Consider the following 21,296-nt stretch of genomic DNA (forward strand, 5'->3'; position numbering starts at 1 on the left):
GGGAACTACCTTTCGTTGGCATCTGACATGTTGTGCTTCAGAATTGCGGGCTCACGCAACCTCAAGATGGCCTCAACCATGCGCACTGCCGCCACGCTCTCTGCCACTTCATGTACTCGGACCACCCGGGCGCCATTCAGCACACAGGCCACAGCAGCCGCGAGCGAGCCTTCCAGCCGCTGGGACTTGGGTTTGTCGAGCACCTCTCCGATGAAGTCCTTATTCGAGAGCGCAACTAGCGTAGGCAGCCCCAAAGCGGCGATGACATCGAGCCGCCGTGTGAGCTCAAGACTGTGCAGGGTGTTCTTATTGAGATCGTGCCCGGGATCGACAAACAATCGATCGTCGGGGATCCCTGCAGCACGCGCTACCTCCACTTTTGCCGCAAGAAAATCCCGCACTTCGGCGGCGACATCGTTATATTGAGGGCGAGCGAACTGGGTGCGCGGTTGGGCTCGCGAGTGAACAAGCACAAGGGAGGCTTCGCTCTCCGCAACGAGCGCAGCGAGGTCGGGGTCACTCAGCCCTGTTGTGTCATTGATGACGGTCGCGCCCGCCTCGATGCTTCGACGAGCTACTTCCGCATGAAATGTATCTACCGAAATCACCACGTCGGACTTTTCGCGTAGAGCACGCACCACCGGGACCACGCGCGCAGCTTCGTCGTCTACGCTCAAGGGTTCTCCTGGGGCGAAGGGCACTCCTCCGATGTCGACCCAATCCGCACCCTGCGCGACAGCACGTAGTGCCGCGGCCACGGCATCCTCCAACGCGAAATTTGCGCCACTGTCATAAAAGGAGTCTGGCGTGCGATTAACGATGGCCATGACGGCAACCTGACGATCAAAGTCGAAGGTGCGATCACCAATCGTTCGGTGCGGATTTCGGAGCGGAGGGAGCGCAAAACTCATGCTTCCTATCATGGGCGACGTTGCTGAAAAACGCATAGCAATGCTGCGCAGACATCTGCTCGTCTGTGAAGTGGACGTACGTCTCGTTCGCCCAGAGGTCTCTAGCTGAGAAGTAGCAGCGTGCCAGCAATTGCGGATGCCGCCGCGAGCAGCAGCGCGATCGCCAGCAGAATCGCGTGCACGCGGTAGAACGCGGTCGGTTTACCCGCGGTGTCACGGGCTCGTGGGTCTGCGCTTACGCGCTTGAAGAATCGTGGCCATGCCACAACGTTGAAGAGCGCACTGAGAAAGAGGACGATTGCGGCAAACAGCTCCATGATGTTCTCAGCCTACGCCGCCCGCGCGATCATCTCGCTGCGAGACAATGAGCGGGTGCTCGAATTTACACTAGGCGGAGGTGTGGGTGCTTGGGCTGAGGCCGAAATTGACATCAGACGCTCGCGCTTTATCGGTCGACTCGTGCGGGTCGAGTCGGAGCATGATGCCCGCGACGTAATCGAGTCCGCACGCCAGCGACACGGCGATGCTCGACACCACTGTTCTGCTTTTGTACTCGGTTCCGGCACCCAGCCGGATCAGGTTCGACGTTCCCATGATGATGGCGAACCGTCGGGCACTGCGGGCCGCCCTATCCTCGATGTGCTGAACGGTCGACATCTCATTGATTGTGTTGCCGTTGTGACGCGCTACTTTGGTGGCACACTTCTGGGCGCGGGCGGACTCGTTCGCGCCTACTCGGATGCCACAACCGCCGCTGTCGAGCAAGCCACCGTCGCGCCGGGCCTAGTTCTGCGTCAGCGCCGGCAGCTCTTTCGTCTGCCACTACCCCACGCTGATGCGGGTCGCATAGAAGCGGAGCTCAGGCAGCGTGGCGTCGTAGTTCGCGGCACTGAGTACGACGACGTAGCGGTGATGACGCTTACTACTGCGCTGAACGGAGAGCGGGCGCTGGCTGCGCTGGTTGCGGGCGTTACTGCCGGTGCGCGGATGCTCGAGCCCGCCGGGATCGAGTGGGTGGATGCACCGCCTCCTACCCCCTAGTTTCTCTGGCGCACCGGGGCGGACGAACGGTTCCCGTTGGTTAACGCAAAATAACCACACTCAGTACTCTTCAGCACTGGGTGTGGCTATTTCACAATTGAAGTCCGGCGGTGTCCTACTCTCCCACAAGGTCCCCCTTGCAGTACCATCGGCGCAGAGAGTCTTAGCTTCCGGGTTCGGAATGTAACCGGGCGTTTCCCTCTCGCTATGGCCGCCGAAACACTATTGATTTATGTATCAGTCTGGGCCAGAAACATACCCGGACACTCATCGTGAGGATGGGTGCCTGGCTGTGTTAGCTGGGCGCAGTTCCCGACCGTAAATCGGGAACCACAAAGTGGACGCGAGAATTCTTCTCATTCACCAGTCGAAGTCCTAAGACTTCCAGTGAGGTGGGGTGTTATCAATTTATCGACTTATTAGTACTGGTCAGCTTCACAGGTCGTTAGTCCCTGCTTCCACATCCAGCCTATCAACGCAGTAGTCTAGCTGCGAGTCTCTCGGCCTAAGCCATGGAAATCTCATCTTGAAGCTGGCTTCCCGCTTAGATGCTTTCAGCGGTTATCCATTCCGAACGTAGCTAATCAGCGGTGCTCCTGGCGGAACAACTGACACACCAGAGGTTCGTCCATCCCGGTCCTCTCGTACTAGGGATAGATCTTCTCAAATTTCCTGCGCGCGCAGAGGATAGGGACCGAACTGTCTCACGACGTTCTAAACCCAGCTCGCGTACCGCTTTAATGGGCGAACAGCCCAACCCTTGGGACCTACTCCAGCCCCAGGATGCGACGAGCCGACATCGAGGTGCCAAACCATGCCGTCGATATGGACTCTTGGGCAAGATCAGCCTGTTATCCCCGAGGTACCTTTTATCCGTTGAGCGACAGCGCTTCCACAAGCCACTGCCGGATCACTAGTCCCGACTTTCGTCCCTGCTCGACTTGTCAGTCTCACAGTCAAGCTCCCTTGTGCACTTACACTCGACACCTGATTACCAACCAGGTTGAGGGAACCTTTGGGCGCCTCCGTTACTTTTTGGGAGGCAACCGCCCCAGTTAAACTACCCACCATGCACTGTCCCTGAACCGGATCACGGTTCGAAGTTAGATATCCAATTTGACCAGAGTGGTATTTCAACAATGACTCCACCTGAACTAGCGTCCAAGCTTCACAGTCTCCCACCTATCCTACACAGGCCAAACCGAACACCAATACAAAGCTATAGTAAAGGTCACGGGGTCTTTCCGTCCTTCTGCGCGTAACGAGCATCTTTACTCGTAGTGCAATTTCGCCGAGTTCGCGGTTGAGACAGCTGGGAAGTCGTTACGCCATTCGTGCAGGTCGGAACTTACCCGACAAGGAATTTCGCTACCTTAGGATGGTTATAGTTACCACCGCCGTTTACTGGGGCTTAAATTCACAGCTTCGCCTTACAGCTAACCGTTCCTCTTAACCTTCCAGCACCGGGCAGGCGTCAGTCCGTATACATCGTCTTGCGACTTAGCACGGACCTGTGTTTTTAGTAAACAGTCGCTTCCCACTGGTCTCTGCGGCCCTGCAGCGCTCCCGGAGCAAGTCCGTTCACGCCTTAGGCCCCCCTTCTCCCGAAGTTACGGGGGCATTTTGCCGAGTTCCTTAACCACGATTCTCTCGATCTCCTTGGTATTCTCTACCTGATCACCTGAGTCGGTTTGGGGTACGGGTAACTTGAACCTCGCGTCGATGCTTTTCTTGGCAGCATAGGATCACTGATTTCGTCTTGACGACTACCCATCGGGTCTCAGGCTTAATGAACGACGGATTTGCCTATCGTTCGCCCTACATCCTTAGACCGGGACAACCATCGCCCGGCTCAGCTACCTTCCTGCGTCACACCTGTTAATACGCTAACCGCACCAGAATAGGGTCGTACGCTAGGCCCCACGCCTCACCCCGAAGGGATCGGTCTAGGGGATTCAGATACTTAGCATTACTGGATTAGTTTGGGCGGTTCTTCGTCAGTACGGGAATATCAACCCGTTGTCCATCGACTACGCCTGTCGGCCTCGCCTTAGGTCCCGACTTACCCAGGGCGGATTAGCCTGGCCCTGGAACCCTTGATCATTCGGAGGACGGGTTTCTCGCCCGTCTTTCGCTACTCATGCCTGCATTCTCACTCGTGTGGCGTCCACGGCTGGTTTACACCGCCGCTTCACTCGCCACACGACGCTCTCCTACCACTCCGTACGGCTGAACCACGAAGGCTTACCTAAAATACGAAATCTACAACTTCGGTGGTGTGCTTGAGCCCCGTTACATTGTCGGCGCGGAATCACTTGACCAGTGAGCTATTACGCACTCTTTCAAGGGTGGCTGCTTCTAAGCCAACCTCCTGGTTGTCTGTGCAACTCCACATCCTTTCCCACTTAGCACACGCTTGGGGACCTTAGTTGGTAGTCTGGGCTGTTACCCTCTCGACGATGAAGCTTATCCCCCACCGTCTCACTGCTGCGCTCTCACTTACCGGCATTCGGAGTTTGGCTAACGTCAGTAACCTTTTAGGGCCCATCAGCTATCCAGTAGCTCTACCTCCGGCAAGAAACACGCAACGCTGCACCTAAATGCATTTCGGAGAGAACCAGCTATCACGAAGTTTGATTGGCCTTTCACCCCTATCCACAGCTCATCCCCTCCATTTTCAACTGAAGTGGGTTCGGTCCTCCACGCGCTCTTACACGCGCTTCAACCTGGCCATGGATAGATCACTTCGCTTCGGGTCTAGAACCAGCGACTAAAACGCCCTATTAAGACTCGCTTTCGCTACGGCTGCCCCACACGGGTTAACCTCGCCACTGATCACTAACTCGCAGGCTCATTCTTCAAAAGGCACGCTGTCACCCCTACTAAGGAGGCTCCAACGGTTTGTAAGCAAACGGTTTCAGGTACTATTTCACTCCCCTCCCGGGGTACTTTTCACCTTTCCCTCACGGTACTTGTCCGCTATCGGTCATCTGGAAGTATTTAGGCTTATCAGGTGGTCCTGACAGATTCACACGGGATTTCTCGGGCCCCGTGCTACTTGGGATACTCTTCGAACCATTGACACATTTCGACTACGGGGCTGGCACCCGCTATGGCGTGGCTTTCAATCCACTTCGTCTATATATCGTTGTAATTCTTGCTGTACGGCAGTAACAGCCAAAAAGTCCCACTACCCCGACCATGCAACGCCTGCCGGCTATCACACATGATCGGTTTGGCCTCTTCCGGTTTCGCTCGCCACTACTAACGGAATCACGGTTGTTTTCTCTTCCTGTGGGTACTGAGATGTTTCACTTCCCCACGTTCCCTCTACCCGCCCTATATATTCAGGCGGGAGTCACTGAGTCGTCTTACAACGCCCAGCGGGGTTTCCCCATTCGGAAATCCTCGGATCACAGCTCTATTATCAGCTCCCCGAGGCTTATCGCAGATTTATACGTCCTTCTTCGGCTCCAGATGCCAAGGCATCCACCGTTTGCTCTTAGAAAATTGATTATCACATGAGTATAAGAATCGATCGCAACACCAAAGTGTTGAGATTGACCAATGAACTCCCACAACCGAAGTTGCGAAAAGTTATTGTTATTTATGTGATCCGACCTTTCGGTCGAATCTAAGATGCTCGCGTCCACTGTGTAGTTCTCAAAATACGGGCGGTATCCTCCACCACCCCCGACACGTCGGAGATGACACCAGGATCCATCAGACCCAGACACCCTTTCGAGTGTCTCAAGTCCTAAGGTACGAAACCGAATCTTTCAATCCGGGCCCGGTCCCTCAGGACCCAACAACGTGCACAGACCAGCACCACCATCTCCCCTCGTTCCTACCAACAACGTTGGTGTACTGAAGAGAAAACAGATCCTCTGATCACAATGTCAATGTTCCACCCATGAGCGCCGTCCATCCCGAACAGGATGGTACGACTTGGCAAGTAACTCCATGGACTCGCGAACTGTAAACAGGAACGCTCCCCCACGGCTTGCACATGCTCCTTAGAAAGGAGGTGATCCAGCCGCACCTTCCGGTACGGCTACCTTGTTACGACTTAGTCCTAATCACCAATCCCACCTTCGACAGCTCCTCCCCTTGCGGGTTAGGCCACTGGCTTCGGGTGTTACCGACTTTCATGACTTGACGGGCGGTGTGTACAAGGCCCGGGAACGTATTCACCGCAGCGTTGCTGATCTGCGATTACTAGCGACTCCGACTTCATGAGGTCGAGTTGCAGACCTCAATCCGAACTGAGACCGACTTTTTGGGATTCGCTCCACCTTGCGGTATTGCAGCCCTTTGTATCGGCCATTGTAGCATGCGTGAAGCCCAAGACATAAGGGGCATGATGATTTGACGTCATCCCCACCTTCCTCCGAGTTGACCCCGGCAGTCTCCTTTGAGTTCCCACCATTACGTGCTGGCAACAAAGAACGAGGGTTGCGCTCGTTGCGGGACTTAACCCAACATCTCACGACACGAGCTGACGACAACCATGCACCACCTGTTTACGAGTGTCCAAAGAGTGAACTATTTCTAGCCCGTTCTCGTATATGTCAAGTCTTGGTAAGGTTCTTCGCGTTGCATCGAATTAATCCGCATGCTCCGCCGCTTGTGCGGGCCCCCGTCAATTCCTTTGAGTTTTAGCCTTGCGGCCGTACTCCCCAGGCGGGGAACTTAATGCGTTAGCTGCGACACAGAAACCGTGGAATGGTCCCTACATCTAGTTCCCAACGTTTACGGCATGGACTACCAGGGTATCTAATCCTGTTCGCTCCCCATGCTTTCGCTCCTCAGCGTCAGTTACGGCCCAGAGATCTGCCTTCGCCATCGGTGTTCCTCCTGATATCTGCGCATTCCACCGCTACACCAGGAATTCCAATCTCCCCTACCGCACTCTAGTCTGCCCGTACCCACTGCAGGCTGGAGGTTGAGCCTCCAGTTTTCACAGCAGACGCGACAAACCGCCTACGAGCTCTTTACGCCCAATAATTCCGGATAACGCTTGCACCCTACGTATTACCGCGGCTGCTGGCACGTAGTTAGCCGGTGCTTTTTCTGCAGGTACCGTCACTTTCGCTTCTTCCCTACTAAAAGAGGTTTACAACCCGAAGGCCGTCGTCCCTCACGCGGCGTTGCTGCATCAGGCTTTCGCCCATTGTGCAATATTCCCCACTGCTGCCTCCCGTAGGAGTCTGGACCGTGTCTCAGTTCCAGTGTGGCCGGTCACCCTCTCAGGCCGGCTACCCGTCGTAGGCTTGGTGAGCTATTACCTCACCAACTACCTGATAGGCCGCGAGTCCATCCTTGACCGAAATTCTTTCCAACTCCTAGCCATGCGGCTGAAGCTCGTATCCAGTATTAGACGTCGTTTCCAACGCTTATTCCAGAGTCAAGGGCAGGTTACTCACGTGTTACTCACCCGTTCGCCACTAATCCACCAGAGCAAGCTCCAGCTTCATCGTTCGACTTGCATGTGTTAAGCACGCCGCCAGCGTTCATCCTGAGCCAGGATCAAACTCTCCATAAATGTTTGATAGCAACCACAGACCAAAGCCTGCAGAAGCACATCTTGTGCAAAGACTGACCGGAATAGGTCAGAACCTTGCAAGTTTGAAACTGACAGAACAAATCAATACTGACTTGCTTTGTTGTTTATATCTTTTCCAAAGGAATCCGCTGCACCCTCACAACCAACCCGAAATAGGTTGATCACAAAAAGCACAGTCGGGTTTTTGGCATTTGACATTGTGCACGCTGTTGAGTTCTCAAGGATCGGACGCTCCTGACCTCCACCGAAAACGGCTTCACCCCAGGGCAACAAAACCTGTGTAAGCGCCCCCCGCAAAACTGCAGAAGGCAACCTGTCTAACTTACCAGCTTCACCATACTTGTCAAATCCGCCACCGTGAACCACACGGCACACAACAACAGACCAACACACGCATGAAGCGGGATGTCATCCAAAGGCCCGACACCGAAACTCACAAGAGGAATTCCGCTACCCGACCGGACTAAAACTATAACAGATTTAGAGGATGCTGGCCCCCACTTGAGGCCGGAAACCTAGCAGCAGAACTGCCCGGGTTATCCGCACCTTTGGGGTGACAAGAAAGAACTTTACGTGCACAATCCCCCACCCACCAAACCCTCCCCCATCCCGGGCGTGTCGCACCCCAACACCCACCAAAAGACAGGAGAGTACGCGATCGGAGACCGAATGAGAATGCTTCATTACGGTGCCACCACGACAGCCGAATAGGTCGAGCTGCGAGAAGATAGCTCTATGCCCAGTTTCACTACCCGCGCAGCGCGCCTCGACGATGCCGAAGAACTCGCGGCCGTGCACACTCAGTCGTGGAAAGAGACCTACACCGGACTGTTTCCAGAACAAGCGTGGAGCGAAGAATCACGGCTTCGGCGCGAGACGATGTGGAACGAGCTACTGACCGACAGCAACACCACTACGGTCGTTGCAGAGATTAACTCCCGCATCATCGGAATTGCCCACGCTCAACACAATCGCGACGAAGCCGCTCTGCCCAGCAAAGAGCTCGCGATGATCTACGTGCTGACGGAAGCGCACGGCACCGGCGCAGGCCAGGCACTCATCGACTCCGCGCTCGGCGGAGCCGCTGCAAGCGTGTGGGTGCTCGAGCAGAACCCCCGGGCGCGCTCCTTCTATGCCAGAAACCGCTTCATGTACGACGGCACAGTTCGAGCGATGGACTTCGATCCGGGCATCCGCGAACTTCGACTCGTTCGCACCTAAGCAACCGACACTGACGCTGACACTGACACCATGAAAACTGACGACGCTGAGTCGGACGCAACCAGCGCTTGGCGCCTAGTTGCGCAGGTTGGACGCGATAAAATAATAGTCATACAATTCAAAGTGGTCACAGACTGAGAAGCTTCAATCGACGCTATACCGCTGCCCGGACACGAGGAACTGCAATGACTTGGATGGTAACCGGCGGTGCCGGCTATATAGGTGCGCATGTAGTCCGTGCGCTAATTGATGCTCAGATGGACGCCGTCATCATCGATGACCTTTCGAGCGGATTCGAGCGCTTTGTGCCCGAGGGTGTGCCCTTCGTGCACGCAGACATCCTCGACAAAGAAGCGCTCATCCATGCGATGACCACTCACGGAGTCACCGGCGTCATTCACGTCGCCGGCTTCAAGTACGCGGGTGTCTCAGTCCAGCGTCCGCTCCACACGTACACGCAGAATGTCACCGCCACAATTTGTCTGCTTGAGGCTATGCAGGAGTGCACGATCGACCAGGTTGTGTTCTCCTCGAGCGCAGCAGTCTACGGAACCCCCAATGTGGACCTCGTCACCGAGAACACTGCGAAAGAACCGTTGTCACCATATGGAGAATCAAAGCTGATCGGCGAATGGTTACTGCGCAATCAAGCCGTAGCCACCGGCCTGCGCCATACCTCGCTGCGCTACTTCAACGTCGTTGGCTCCGGCGATCCCGCCGTCTTTGACACCAGCCCGCACAACCTCTTCCCGCTCGTGTTCGAAGCGCTCGTCGCCGGACAGACGCCGCGGATCAACGGAACCGACTACCCCACTGCCGACGGCACCAATGTGCGCGACTACGTGCACGTCGCGGACATTGCCGCCGCCCACGTTGCAGCGGCCCGCCGTCTTGAATCGCACGACGCGATCGAGCCCGCCTACAACCTCGGCAGCGGAGACGGGCTATCTGTGGCCGAGATCATGACGACCGTTGCGAAGGTGACCGAAATCGCCTTCACGCCAGAGCTAGCGGACCGCCGTGCCGGTGACCCGCCCCGGATCGTCGCCAACGGCGATCTCGCGGCGCGCGATCTCGACTGGAAGATGCGTCACACCGCAGAAGAAATGGTTCGCAGCGCGTGGGAGGCACGACTCTATGCAGAAAAAGACAGCGCCGGTAAAATCAGCGCCCACAAGGGTAGCGCGGGAAAAGGAATTGCAGAATGACCGCAAAGATCACTAAGCACTCCACCACGCTCGCGGATGGTCGAGAGCTAATTTACTTCGACGACGCCGACACAACACTCGGTGACAAACGTTCCGTTGACAGTAGGGTTCTTGACCCTCGGCCAGCCACGGCGAGCATGAGACAAGACATCATGACGGGGGAATGGGTGTCGATCGCGGCCGCCCGCCAGAACCGGGTCTTCCTCCCACCCGCCGATCAAGACCCGCTCGCACCGCAAACTCCCCAGAATCCCTCTGAAGTTCCTGCACTGTACGACGTCGCAGTCTTCGAAAACCGTTCGCCGTCGTTCGGGCCTGCGCTAGCCGGGAGTGACAACAGCCCGACCGGTCTCGACGATCTCGCAAATCTCGGCCTCGGCCGCATCCGCAGCTCAATTGGTCGCTGTGAGGTCGTGTGCTTCAGCCCCGATCACGAAGGATCGTTCGGCACCCAGACTGTCAGTCGCGCTCGCACCGTAATCGAAGCGTGGGCCAACCGGACTGAAGCGCTCTCCGCGTTGGACGGCGTGCAACAGGTGTTCCCGTTTGAAAACCGCGGAGAAGCCATCGGCGTGACTCTGCACCACCCCCATGGACAGATCTACTCCTATCCATACATCACCCCCAAAACGCAGCGGACACTCGATTCGATCGAGCGCACCAGCCCCGACATGTTCCAGCGCATCCTTGACTTCGAACGCGCAGGAGACCGCGTTGTGCTGAGCGGAGAACACTGGACCGCCTTTGTGCCGTTCGCCGCTCGCTGGCCCATCGAAGTGCACATGTTGCCCCATCGTCAGATCCCCGACTTCGCGGCCACCTCAGATGAGGAGCGTGACGAACTCGCCTCGCTCTATTTGACGCTGCTTCGCGGCATCGATGCGATCTACGACTCCCCCACGCCATACATCGCTGCCTGGCATCAGGCTCCCGTGAACCGCGCGCGCGAAACATACCGGCTCCACCTCCAACTGACGTCGCCTCGACGTGCCGCAGACAAACTGAAGTACCTCGCCGGATCTGAATCGGCGATGGGCGCGTGGATCGGCGACGTTACACCCGAAGCCGCCGCCGAAAACATCCGAAAGGCAATTGAACGAGCATGAGCGACACCCTGCACCAGCTAAGCGAACGCTTCATGAGCCTTACCGGTAGCAAGCCGGATGGCGTGTGGTCGGCACCAGGCCGCGTCAACCTCATCGGCGAGCATACTGACTACAACGAAGGCTTCGTGCTTCCGTTCGCCATCGATCGCCGAACACGAGCCGCTGTCGGGCTCCGCGCCGACGGCGTGATTCGAGTCACCAGCACATTCGACAACACCTCGGTTGAGCTTCCGCTGTCTGGGCTCGACGCTGCGCGTTCCGCGGGAGAGATCGTGGGATGGAGTGCGTATCCGCTCGGCGTTGCGTGGGCACTCGGACAGCACGGCGCAGATCTGACCACTCTCCCGGGCGCCGACATCATCATCGATTCGACCGTACCTGTCGGGGCAGGCCTGTCATCGTCAGCAGCAATCGAGAGCTCAGTGGCTCTGGCTCTCAACGACCTCTGGAGCCTCGGATTCTCACGCGAACAACTGGCGAAGGCTGGGCAGCTCGCCGAAAACGACGTCGTCGGTGCGCCCACCGGAATCATGGATCAGTCCGCATCCCTGCTCGGCGCGACAGATTCGGCCGTGTTCTTGGACTGCCGCTCGCTCGACGTCACGGTTATTCCACTCGGACTGGCTCACGCAGAGCTGAGCATCCTCGTGATGGACACGCGCGTATCGCACTCGCATGCAACAGGCGGCTACGCAGAGCGGCGTGCGTCGTGCGAAGCCGGAGCTTCCGCGATGGGAGTTTCGTCGTTGCGTGACGTGAGTGTTTCCGATCTCGACCGCGCACGCGAACTGCTCGATGACGTGACGTTCCGCCGCATCCGCCACGTCGTCACCGAGAATCAGCGCGTACTGGACACGGTTCGAACTCTGAACGAAGATGGACCACTCGCCATCGGTGCCCTACTAGACGCATCCCACGTTTCATTGCGAGACGACTTCGAGATATCCATCCCGGAACTCGATCTTGCTGTGGAGACTGCCCGAGCACACGGCGCAATCGGCGCTCGCATGACGGGCGGAGGATTCGGCGGAGCAGCGATCGCTCTTGTCCCCCACGCTCGTGTACCCGACGTTGAATCCGCCGTTAGGGACGCCTTCGCAGCGAAGGGGTTCACCGAACCAGTTACCTTCACTGTCACGCCGTCGACGGGCGCCGAGCGGAATGACATCGACGGCTCCCGAGACTAAAGTTAGGCGTCGTGTTTTCGATGTCCCAGTAAGAACATCACGAAAGACATGCGCGCGAAACGCCACGCCTGAATGAAGACATTGTGGCGGGCGCGTCTTTCTCGTTCACTCGCCACCCATGGCTCATGGTTGACAACAACATCGGTTTTCATAGTGTGATCTTTCGTTTATGGGCTACTCGGGCACAACCCACCAGAACGGGTATCCATGCATCTTGTACATAAACGCGCTGTGCAAAATGCGTTTTGCCCAGTGCCCACCCAGCCCAATTTCTGCGGTGGTCTCTTTGATATTGCGGCCGGTTTCCGGATATCGAGTCCAGTCCGGAATGATTGGCGACATCACCATCGCTACCGCAGATCCTTCGAAAGCTCCGGTGCCAGCTGAGGCCACGCAAGCAGCGGCAAGATGACTCATGGGCGCGCCGTGTGTCGGCGTTGGGTTGTTGGTGCGGATCATGTCGACGATTGAGAATGCCACGGCCTTAGCGATAGCCCCGGAGGGCTGTCCCGTACGGGGTGGGGCCGGCGCAATCACGACTCCATCGGGAGTCTTGTGAGGCTTCGAGATGGCGTGCGGAGGCGCGAAAGCTATCCCTGCGGCAAACATATTCGAGTAGGCCGGAGATTGGTAAGTCTTCGGCCAGTCTGCGGCCTTCCACTCCTCGTAGGGCTTTGCCGTGTAGTCGGCGTCGACTTTCATGAAACCGCTCGGGGCAAATACCGTTGCAGTGATGTCACGGCCGCCGCGATCAAGAACCGCAAAAGGTACCCCGCGAAACGGCGGCAATAGCATTGAGAAATCAAAATGCAGGCTCTGTGGCGATCCGTCAACCTGCACGTATTCGATGGTGTCGGCACTGATGTTGGTTGCCGCTGCACCAAGAATTGCCCGAATACCCCGTTCGGCGAAAAGCGTGCCAGCGAGGGCTCCGCCGCTCATGAAGGAACCTTTGTTTTTGATGATCATGCCACCAACGCCGAAGTCACCGAGTTCCATCTCGTTCGTGAAAAATACGATGTCGGCGTTGTCTCGAACTCCGTGTCGGCGTAGCTCGTGTTCAACATTCAGTACATATTCGAACGCAGCACCTTCACACGTGCAAGTACCGTGCCCTGTGCCGATCACAAAAGTGAGCTTCTCACCCTTGTTAAGCCGAGCGATGCTCGCAGTCAATTCGCGGGCAGCTTCAACCGCGTGCTCTGGAGTGCACACTGAGACTGTATGGCCGTCTTCTGGGCCGAGGCCCGGCGTGGCAGCAAAGTTCAGTGCGGGGCCAGTGGCATTGATGAGGTAGTCGTAAGAAATTCGAGCAGTGCGACCGGCGGCACCGGCGGCAGTGTATTCAATCTCAATCTGCGGCGTTGAGTCGTTGGCATCGCCGTCAGGCAAGATTGTGGTGGCTTTGGCTTGGTGGAACTCGATGTTCTTCTTGCGATAAACCGGTTCTAGAGGGAATACAACCTTGCTCGCCGCCATGCGGTCAACGCCTACCCAAATATTTGAGGGAATCCAGTTCCACTTCGAATTCGGGCTAACCACCACGACATCGTGCGCTTTACCCAGCTTCCGCTTTAGGTGCAGCGCCGCTGTGTGCCCCGCGACTCCAGCTCCCATAACGACTACTCGTGCCATGCCGGGCCTCTATCTCTCTCCTATGAAGATGCCGATGTTCGCACTTTATACCCCAGGGGGTATAAACCACAAGCGAGATAGCGTGATCTGTTCTCCGCCCGGGCAGCACAAAAATAGGCCTGGCGAGACCGGCGATGCAGTGCCCTCAATCCAACAACCTTGCTGGTCCGGTGAGTGCAGGCAGCGAGAACTCACAACGCGACAACGACCGATGGTGGAGATGGGGGGAATTGAACCCCCGTCCACTGCTGTAATTCCATGCCTTCTACGGGTGTAGCTTGTGCAGACGTTCTACTCGGCTCTGACCTTTGCCACAAGCACCTAGGTCAACAAGCCCAGCCAGAGTGCAAGTCCCACGTAGCCCTCAGGCGTAACTACGCAGCAATCTCTCTAAATTGCGCCAGGATCCGGGTAGAGAGCATTCCCGATCTGACGGACTTCTTTAGTGCGCTCGCTTAGGCAGCGAGGGCGAAGTCAGTGCGCTTTGAATTGGCACTTATAGTTTGCAGTCATCGTTAACGAGATAAGGCTGCATTCTCGACCCGCTTCTCATCGTTTTGCAGGCAATGTCGAAACCGATCATCCCCCTGTGAAGGTCGTTGTCGCGCTGTGGAGTTATCAAATCTGCTTAAAGAACAGGCAGCCCTCAATCATAGTTCAGATCCGGGCTACTAGCCAGCCCCGGATCACGTACACGCTGCCAGCGAACTTGGGCTTTCATACAGCGACGCCACAGTAGATTCGAAGGATGAGCGAAACAACTGAAGCACTGCCCACCAAGATCACGATGTACGGTGCAGATTGGTGCCGCGACTGCCGTCGCTCCGAAGCACTCCTCGACTCGATCAACATCGAGTGGACCAAAGTAGACGTCGAGAAAGATCCCACCGCAGCCGACCGTGCACACGCCATCAGCGGACGCCTCAACATCCCTGTTGTGCACTTCACCGACGGAACATTCCAGGTGGAGCCCAGCGACAAAGAGCTCACAGCAAAGATTAAAGAACTCGGCGCAATCTAAGGACACTCCCTCGCCACTAAGTGTGGTCCAGCGCGAGCCAAAACAGGGGCGTGCGCGAGCTGGGCTCGGCTACTCCCCCATGTTCTTGCGCGCGGCTATCGCACGATCCGACTCACGTTTGTCTTGGCGCTCACGCAGGGTCTGACGCTTGTCATACTCACGCTTACCCTTAGCGACCGCGAGCTCAACCTTGGCTCGACCATCCAAGAAATAGATCGACAGTGGAACGAGCGTGTACCCGCCCTGTTTGATCTTGTTGTGAATCTTCAAGATTTGCTCTTTATGCAGCAGCATCTTGCGCTTACGACGCGGAGGGTGGTTGTTCCACGAACCCTGAAAGAACTCAGGAATGTGCACGGCATCTAACCAAGCTTCTGCATGGTCGTCGATGTAGCCGTAGCCATCGATCAAACTCGCACGGCCCAACCGCAGAGATTTGACCTCAGTGCCCGACAGCACAAGACCAGCCTCAAAGGTGTCTTCGATGCTGTAGTCATGGCGCGCCTTACGGTTGCTTGCAACAACCTTCCGGTCACCTTCCTTGGGCATGATTCACTTCTCTCTCAAATACGGTTGATGCAGCAATGCTACGGCGGATGCCGACAGTGCAGCAGACCAGTTTAGCGCGAGAGGGGCGCGCGGCCTACACCTTCAAATATCGGCTAATCGCGACACCTGCAGAAATCGCGGCGAGACCCGCACCCGACACGATCAGGATAGGTACAACGAGCAGTGCGTCATCCATTCCCAGCAGGCTGGTGTTGAGCGGCAAAGTCGATGCCAAATAGCCCCGCACGAAGAACTGAACAATCGCAACAATCGCTCCCCCGGCCAACACAGAACCAATGAGGGAAGCAAACACTCCCTCGAGGATGAACGGCGTTTGAATAAATCGGTTCGACGCACCGACCAGTCGCATGATGCCCAGCTCTCGACGACGGGAGAAAGCGCTAAGACGGATGGTCGTGGCAATGAGCAAGACTGCGGCCACCAACATGAGCCCCGCAACCCCAATGGCCGTGAAACTTGCGGCGTTCAAGATCGAAAAGATCGGTTCAAGATAGGCACGCTGATCTTGCACACTCTCCACGCCCGCTAGCCCAGACAGGCTCTCGATCAGAACGTCAGCCTGCTCCGGATCGACAAGGTTAACCCGGAAGCTCTCGTTCAACGTCTCTGGAGTGATGATGCCAGCGAAGGTGGTGTCGGCGAACTGCTCGGTGAAGTTCGCGTACGCCTGCGCGTGAGTCTCGAACTGAACCCCATTGATGTACGGCGCGAGCGTTGCCGAATCCAGTTGTTGCTGAACCGCATCAATCTGGTCTTCAGTCGCTTCTGCGAGAGTGCAATTGCCCGTCGTGTCGATATCGGTACACATGTAGACCGCTACCTGCGCACGGTCATACCAGTACCCCTTCATTTGCCCAATCTGCATCTGTAGCAAAATCGAGGCCCCCACGAAAGTGAGCGAAATGAACGTCACCAGAACGACAGAGACCACCATCGAGAGGTTGCGGCGCAGCCCACTTCCCACCTCGCCAAGAATCAACCCGAGCCTCATGCGTCGAGCCCCTCGCCGCGTGAAGGCTGCGCAGCACCGGTCGGCACTGGGCCACCGGGTCTGCTGGCGGCCGGATGCGGGATCCGCTCCTGAGTCGGAACCGTCTGCGTTTGGTAGCCACCCTGACGCTCATCGCGCACAATCTGGCCACCAATGAGCTCAATGACGCGACGCTTCATCTGATCCACAATTCCCGCATCGTGGGTAGCCATAAGAACCGTGGTGCCGCCCAGGTTGATCCGTTCGAGCAAAGTCATAATGCCCGCAGAGGTGGCAGGGTCAAGGTTTCCTGTTGGCTCATCCGCAAGCATGATCGCTGGTTTGTTCACCACGGCACGCGCAATAGCTACGCGCTGCTGCTCACCACCGGAAAGTTCATGGGGAAAACGACTCGACTTGCCGGCAAGGCCCACCATCTTGAGAGCATCCGGAACCGCCTCCTGGATGTACCCACGGCTCTTGCCAATCACCTGCAGGCTGAACGCCACATTGTCGAAGACAGTCTTATTCGGCAGCAGACGGAAGTCCTGAAAAACCACGCCGAGATTGCGGCGGAAATACGGTACCTTGCGGCTCGACAGAGTGTTCAGGTGCTGACCCAGCACGTAAATCGACCCCTTAGTCGGGTTCTCCTCTTTAAGGATCAACCGCAAAAAGCTTGACTTTCCCGAACCAGAAGCGCCCACCAGGAAGACGAACTCGCCCTTAAGGATCTCAAGATCAACCGAGTTCAGTGCCGGTCTAGTGGTGCCCGGATAAGACTTCGAAACAGCATCAAAACGAATCATTTGAAGTCAGCCTAAGTACGCACGCTTCGGAACGTGGCAACGACGCACCGCGCGTCGAGACTCACAGGGTGGCCAAGTCAGATCACACGGCTGCGCCATCGGCGCCGCTGGATCAGCGCTGCCGGGTCACTCGATGGTGCGCTTGCGCCACTTAATGCCGGCCGAGATGAAACCGTCAAGGTCACCGTCGAACACGTTCGAGGGATTGTTTACCTCAAATTCGGTGCGCAAGTCTTTCACCATTTGGTAGGGAGCCAACACGTAGCTGCGCATTTGGTCACCCCAACTCGCGGTGATCACGCCCGCGATCTCCTTCTTCGTTGCTGCTTCCTGCTCGCGCTGCAACAACAATAAGCGAGATTGAAGCACGCGCATCGCAGCAGCACGGTTCTGGATCTGGCTCTTCTCGTTCTGACAGCTCACCACGATGCCTGTCGGCAAGTGAGTAATGCGAACGGCCGAGTCGGTAGTGTTCACCGACTGACCACCGGGACCGGAAGAGCGGAAGACATCGACCCGGATGTCGTTTTCGGGAACTTCGACAACATCCGTCGTCTCAATGAGAGGAACAACTTCGACCGCCGCGAAACTGGTCTGGCGTTTGCCTGCAGAGTTGAAGGGGCTCATGCGCACCAAACGGTGGGTGCCAGCTTCAACGCTGAGAGTCCCGAACGCGAAGGGTGCATCGACCTCGAAAGTCGCCGACTTGATACCCGCCTCCTCGGCGTAGCTCGTGTCAAGAACCCGAGTTGGGTAGGAGTGCTGTTCCGCGTAGCGGAGGTACATGCGCAAGAGCATTTCGGCAAAATCGGCGGCATCCACGCCACCCGCTCCGGCGCGGATGGTGATGACGGCGGGTCTTTGATCAAACTCACCATTGAGGAGGGTCTGAACCTCGAGGTCGCCCAACATCTTGGTGATCCGGGCGAGCTCGGTTCGAGCCTCCGCTGCCGCCTGGGCGTCACTCTCTTCGTTCGCCAACTGAACCATAATTTCAAGGTCATCGAGCCTGTGCGAAATTGAAGTGATCTTGGCGAGCTCTGCCTGACGATGGCTGAGGTCGCTTGTGACCTTTTGAGCCTTATCGGTGTCGTCCCACAGATCAGGGGCGCCCGCCAGTTCGCTCAGCTCGGCAATCTCGGCGGTGAGTCGATCGGTGTCGACCACCTGTCGAATGTCGGCAAAAGTGGAGCGCAGGGCTGCGATGTCGTCAGAAAAGTCCAGTTCATCCATGTCATCCACCAGACTACCCGCGAAGCTCAGACCGCACTGTTGGGTGTGCGCATTCTGCGGGCCTGCGTTGCCGTAGATGCGTGCGGTCACGACATACGATGGACGACGATGAGCACAACAGAACACTCCTTTAGCTGGCGCTCGATCGGGCTGCCCGTTCTCTTGCCGACGCTGCTGTTCTCCATTGGTGAAGGCGCGATTATCCCGTTGATTCCCATCGCGGCAGACAATCTTGGCGCAACACTGGCGATCGCTGGGCTCGTCGCGGCACTGCTGACCATCGGTGAACTTTTCGGCAACATTCCGAGTGGATGGCTTGTCTCCCGCATCGGCGAACGCCCAGCCATGATCGGCGCAAGTGCACTCTCGATCGTCGGAGTAGTGATCTGCATTCTCGCCCCGAACCCCGTTGCCCTCGGATTCGGTGTTCTGCTCATCGGTCTCGCGACTGCCGTCTTTGCGCTCGCCCGTCACGCCTTCCTCACAAGCTTTGTGCCCACCGCCTATCGCGCCCGAGCTCTCTCCACTCTGGGCGGAACCTTTCGACTCGGCACGTTCATCGGCCCGTTCATCTCGGCGGTCATCATCCACTTGACCGGTGCCGCGATTATGGCCTTCTGGATTCACGTTGTCGCGTGTGTGGCAGCCGCGCTCGTGCTGCTACTTCTGCCTGATCCCGCAACCACCTTCGGTGCTGTGCACACCTCGCGCGTAAACGATCGCACACTGCGGGACGGCGAAGCGCTCGTCTCTCAACAGTCTGACCGCCTTTTTGCGACGATTCGCCGCAACCGGGCGGTGCTTTCACGGCTCGGTCTTGGCGCCGCAACCATCGGCGCTATGCGCGCAAGCAGGCAAGTCATCTTGCCGCTATGGGCCGTCAGCATCAGTCTGGCAGATGCCAACACCGCCATCATCATTGGCATTGCGGGCGCCGTCGACTTTGCCCTGTTCTATACCGGAGGTCAGATCATGGACCGCTTCGGGAGGCTGTGGACAGCAGTGCCGTCCTTGGTCGGTCTCGGAATGGGCCACATCGTGCTCTCGCTGACCCACGATGTGAGCGCCAATATCGCCTGGTTTATCTTCGCGGCGATGTTCCTCGCGCTCGCAAACGGACTCGGCAGCGGCATCCTGATGACACTCGGCGCAGACCTTGCTCCCCCAAGCAATCCGGCACCATTCCTCGGCGCTTGGCGATTCACCGGCGGCGTAGGCCAAGCCGCATCGCCCCTGATGATTGCCGGGATCACCGCAGTGGCTTCGCTCTCACTCGCAGCAGGAGCTGTGGGTGTGCTCGGCCTCATCGGCGCCGGCGTTATGGTGCGATACGTGCCTCGCTACATTCAGAAACCGCAGAAATGATCCCCACGACCAACGTAATCGCGTTCGTGCTCGTCGCGCTGCCGATCATCCTGATCCCCGGGCCCAGTGTGCTATTTCTCATCGGCCGGTCGCTGTCACTAGGCAAGCTGGGTGGGATTATCAGTTCCCTTGGCAACGCCACCGGCGGTGTAGTGCTCGTGTTTGGTGTCGCGTTCGGTGTCGGAACCATCATCGCGCAATCCGTGATCGCATTCACCGTAGTGAAGTACTTGGGTGCCGCCTACCTCATCTACTTGGGCGTGCAGGCAATTCGCCAGCGCAATGCGCATGCCACAGCGGATGCTGGCGTGCCGAAAACGCGCTCACGGTGGCGGATCTTTGGCCAAGGCTTCATTGTCGGAATCACGAATCCCAAAGCGACCGTGTTTTTCGTTGCCGTCTTGCCACAATTCGTGAGTTTCGGCGCCGCGAGTGTGCAACTTCAGTTGCTGGCGCTGGGCATGATCTTCATGGCCATAGCAGTGGTCACAGATACTTCCTGGGCGTTGGCGGCAGGGTTTGCCCGCGATTGGTTCGCAAGCTCACCCCACCGCATCACCAACCTGTCAGCGGTCGGCGGCGTTGCCCTCATCGGGCTCGGCATTGGTTCTCTATTTATCCCTCACGCTAAGCAATAGCGGCGACCGCGTCCGCGATCGGCGTCGAACCATCCATGAACTCGATGGTGTGACCTATCGTGTTATCGCTGTCGATGACTTCGGCGAGAACCTGGGCCACATTGTCGCGGGATGCCTGCTCCGCGGTTGCTGCGTCACCAACATCGATCATCCCGGATGCTCGTTCGCTCGACAGTGGGCCCGGGCCCACGATTGTGTAGTGCAGCGGGCCTTTGCGGAGGTGGTCGTCGGCTGCGGCCTTTGATTCGGCGTAGGCGAAGAAATCGTTGTCTTCTGGTACACCATGGTCGAGGCTGGCTCCCTTGTAGGACAGCATGATGTAGCGGTCGACGCCTGCGTGAGCTGCGGCATCCATTGTGCGAATTGCAGCGTCGCGGTCGACGGCGTAGGTTCTCTCCATGCTTGCCCCACCGGCACCGGCAGCGAACACAATGGTGTCGTTCCCTGTGAAGATTTCGGATAGCTCTTCGGCGCTGAGCGCTTCGATATCCGCGAGGACAGGCATTGCGCCGGTGGCGCTGATGTCGGCTTCTTGGTCAGAGTTGCGAATCAGGGAGTGCACGTGGTGTCCCCTTCCACTGAGTAGCTCCGCGAGGCTCAGAGCAATCTTGCCGTGGCCGCCGACGATAACGATTCGTTTCATGGCTGTCTCCTTTTGCGTGGGTTGCGCACTTAGCTGACGTGCAGAGACCACGCTACGAACTGAAGCTCCCTGTTTGCTGCACGAATGTTTGCTGTATGCAGCTAGGGCGCGGACTGGGTGCGGGCGTGATCCCGGTTCGGGTCAGTTAGATTGCCACCCTTCTCTGCGCGGC

17 protein-coding genes, 3 rRNA genes and 1 other RNA gene are annotated in these 21,296 nt (G+C 57.4%); 8 read left to right on the plus strand and 13 right to left on the minus strand.

All coding sequences use genetic code 11. The features are described from left to right. Window positions 1–5: 5 nt before the first annotated feature. Entirely contained in the window at window positions 6–911 is a 906-nt protein-coding gene (gene folP / locus AADH44_RS08915; RefSeq protein WP_341952437.1) for a dihydropteroate synthase, read from the minus strand. A 101-nt stretch (window positions 912–1,012) separates the two neighbouring features. Continuing rightward, window positions 1,013–1,228, minus strand: coding sequence for a hypothetical protein (locus AADH44_RS08920; RefSeq protein WP_341952439.1), 216 nt, complete (start codon window positions 1,226–1,228; stop codon window positions 1,013–1,015). Here AADH44_RS08920 and AADH44_RS08925 point away from each other — a divergent pair. Continuing rightward, entirely contained in the window at window positions 1,227–1,952 is a 726-nt protein-coding gene (locus AADH44_RS08925) for a YigZ family protein (protein WP_341952441.1), read from the plus strand. The genes AADH44_RS08920 and AADH44_RS08925 overlap by 2 nt on opposite strands. A gap of 102 nt (window positions 1,953–2,054) precedes the next feature. Here the strand turns inward: AADH44_RS08925 and rrf are convergent. From rrf to AADH44_RS08940, 3 genes are all read right to left on the minus strand, one after another. Further along, window positions 2,055–2,171: ribosomal RNA gene (gene rrf, locus AADH44_RS08930) — 5S ribosomal RNA — on the minus strand. A 180-nt stretch (window positions 2,172–2,351) separates the two neighbouring features. Next, window positions 2,352–5,468: ribosomal RNA gene (locus tag AADH44_RS08935) — 23S ribosomal RNA — on the minus strand. Window positions 5,469–5,972: 504 nt separating this feature from the next. Continuing rightward, window positions 5,973–7,497 (minus strand): 16S ribosomal RNA (locus AADH44_RS08940). The 16S, 23S and 5S rRNA genes sit together here, the layout of an rRNA operon. A gap of 756 nt (window positions 7,498–8,253) precedes the next feature. Between AADH44_RS08940 and AADH44_RS08945 the strand changes: the two genes are divergently transcribed. The 4 genes from AADH44_RS08945 to galK all read left to right on the plus strand — a co-directional run bounded on the left by AADH44_RS08945 (window position 8,254) and on the right by galK (window position 12,240). Continuing rightward, window positions 8,254–8,739: a GNAT family N-acetyltransferase gene (locus tag AADH44_RS08945; protein WP_341952443.1), complete on the plus strand. Its 486-nt coding sequence runs from the start codon at window positions 8,254–8,256 to the stop codon at window positions 8,737–8,739. Window positions 8,740–8,924: 185 nt separating this feature from the next. Further along, window positions 8,925–9,947: a UDP-glucose 4-epimerase GalE gene (gene galE, locus AADH44_RS08950; RefSeq protein WP_341952445.1), complete on the plus strand. Its 1,023-nt coding sequence runs from the start codon at window positions 8,925–8,927 to the stop codon at window positions 9,945–9,947. Then, the gene (gene galT / locus AADH44_RS08955; RefSeq protein ID WP_341952446.1) at window positions 9,944–11,053 is read left to right on the plus strand and encodes a galactose-1-phosphate uridylyltransferase; all 1,110 of its coding nucleotides are present in this window, start codon (window positions 9,944–9,946) and stop codon (window positions 11,051–11,053) included. Before galE ends, galT begins: the two co-directional genes overlap by 4 nt. Continuing rightward, window positions 11,050–12,240 carry a galactokinase gene (gene galK / locus AADH44_RS08960; protein ID WP_341952448.1) on the plus strand — a complete coding sequence of 397 codons (1,191 nt, stop codon included), beginning with the start codon at window positions 11,050–11,052 and terminating at the stop codon, window positions 12,238–12,240. The genes galT and galK overlap by 4 nt, the downstream gene beginning before the upstream one ends. Before the next feature lie 2 nt (window positions 12,241–12,242). Here galK and AADH44_RS08965 read toward each other — a convergent pair whose 3' ends face one another. The 3 genes from AADH44_RS08965 to ssrA all read right to left on the minus strand — a co-directional run bounded on the left by AADH44_RS08965 (window position 12,243) and on the right by ssrA (window position 14,462). After that, window positions 12,243–12,392: a hypothetical protein gene (locus tag AADH44_RS08965; protein WP_341952450.1), complete on the minus strand. Its 150-nt coding sequence runs from the start codon at window positions 12,390–12,392 to the stop codon at window positions 12,243–12,245. 22 nt (window positions 12,393–12,414) lie between these two features. Further along, window positions 12,415–13,875, minus strand: coding sequence for an FAD-dependent oxidoreductase (locus AADH44_RS08970; protein WP_341952452.1), 1,461 nt, complete (start codon window positions 13,873–13,875; stop codon window positions 12,415–12,417). 212 nt (window positions 13,876–14,087) lie between these two features. Then, window positions 14,088–14,462: a transfer-messenger RNA gene (ssrA, locus tag AADH44_RS08975) on the minus strand. A 161-nt stretch (window positions 14,463–14,623) separates the two neighbouring features. On the opposite strand from ssrA, the gene AADH44_RS08980 reads away from it, so the two are divergent. After that, a complete protein-coding gene (locus tag AADH44_RS08980; protein ID WP_341952453.1) occupies window positions 14,624–14,896 on the plus strand; it encodes a glutaredoxin domain-containing protein in 273 nt (90 codons plus the stop codon). Window positions 14,897–14,965: 69 nt separating this feature from the next. Here AADH44_RS08980 and smpB read toward each other — a convergent pair whose 3' ends face one another. The 4 genes from smpB to prfB form a co-directional block, all read right to left on the minus strand. Then, window positions 14,966–15,445 (minus strand): SsrA-binding protein SmpB, encoded by a 480-nt coding sequence (gene smpB, locus AADH44_RS08985; protein WP_341952455.1) that lies wholly within the window; start codon window positions 15,443–15,445, stop codon window positions 14,966–14,968. 94 nt (window positions 15,446–15,539) lie between these two features. Next, on the minus strand, window positions 15,540–16,457 hold the full coding sequence (gene ftsX / locus AADH44_RS08990; RefSeq protein WP_341952457.1) for a permease-like cell division protein FtsX: 918 nt from the start codon (window positions 16,455–16,457) through the stop codon (window positions 15,540–15,542). After that, entirely contained in the window at window positions 16,454–17,245 is a 792-nt protein-coding gene (gene ftsE / locus AADH44_RS08995) for a cell division ATP-binding protein FtsE (RefSeq protein WP_341952459.1), read from the minus strand. Before ftsE ends, ftsX begins: the two co-directional genes overlap by 4 nt. A gap of 126 nt (window positions 17,246–17,371) precedes the next feature. Further along, on the minus strand, window positions 17,372–18,478 hold the full coding sequence (gene prfB / locus AADH44_RS09000) for a peptide chain release factor 2 (RefSeq protein WP_341954975.1): 1,107 nt from the start codon (window positions 18,476–18,478) through the stop codon (window positions 17,372–17,374). A gap of 108 nt (window positions 18,479–18,586) precedes the next feature. Between prfB and AADH44_RS09005 the strand changes: the two genes are divergently transcribed. Then, window positions 18,587–19,843, plus strand: coding sequence for an MFS transporter (locus AADH44_RS09005; protein ID WP_341952460.1), 1,257 nt, complete (start codon window positions 18,587–18,589; stop codon window positions 19,841–19,843). Next, complete coding sequence (locus tag AADH44_RS09010; RefSeq protein ID WP_341952462.1) at window positions 19,840–20,481, plus strand: LysE family translocator; 642 nt, start codon at window positions 19,840–19,842, stop codon at window positions 20,479–20,481. The genes AADH44_RS09005 and AADH44_RS09010 overlap by 4 nt, the downstream gene beginning before the upstream one ends. Here AADH44_RS09010 and AADH44_RS09015 read toward each other — a convergent pair. After that, a complete protein-coding gene (locus AADH44_RS09015) occupies window positions 20,471–21,124 on the minus strand; it encodes an SDR family oxidoreductase (protein WP_341952464.1) in 654 nt (217 codons plus the stop codon). The two genes, AADH44_RS09010 and AADH44_RS09015, sit on opposite strands and share 11 nt — an antisense overlap. Window positions 21,125–21,296: the final 172 nt, after the last annotated feature.

Source organism: Salinibacterium sp. TMP30 (assembly GCF_038397785.1).
In the GTDB taxonomy this organism is placed as follows: Bacteria; Actinomycetota; Actinomycetes; order Actinomycetales; family Microbacteriaceae; genus Rhodoglobus.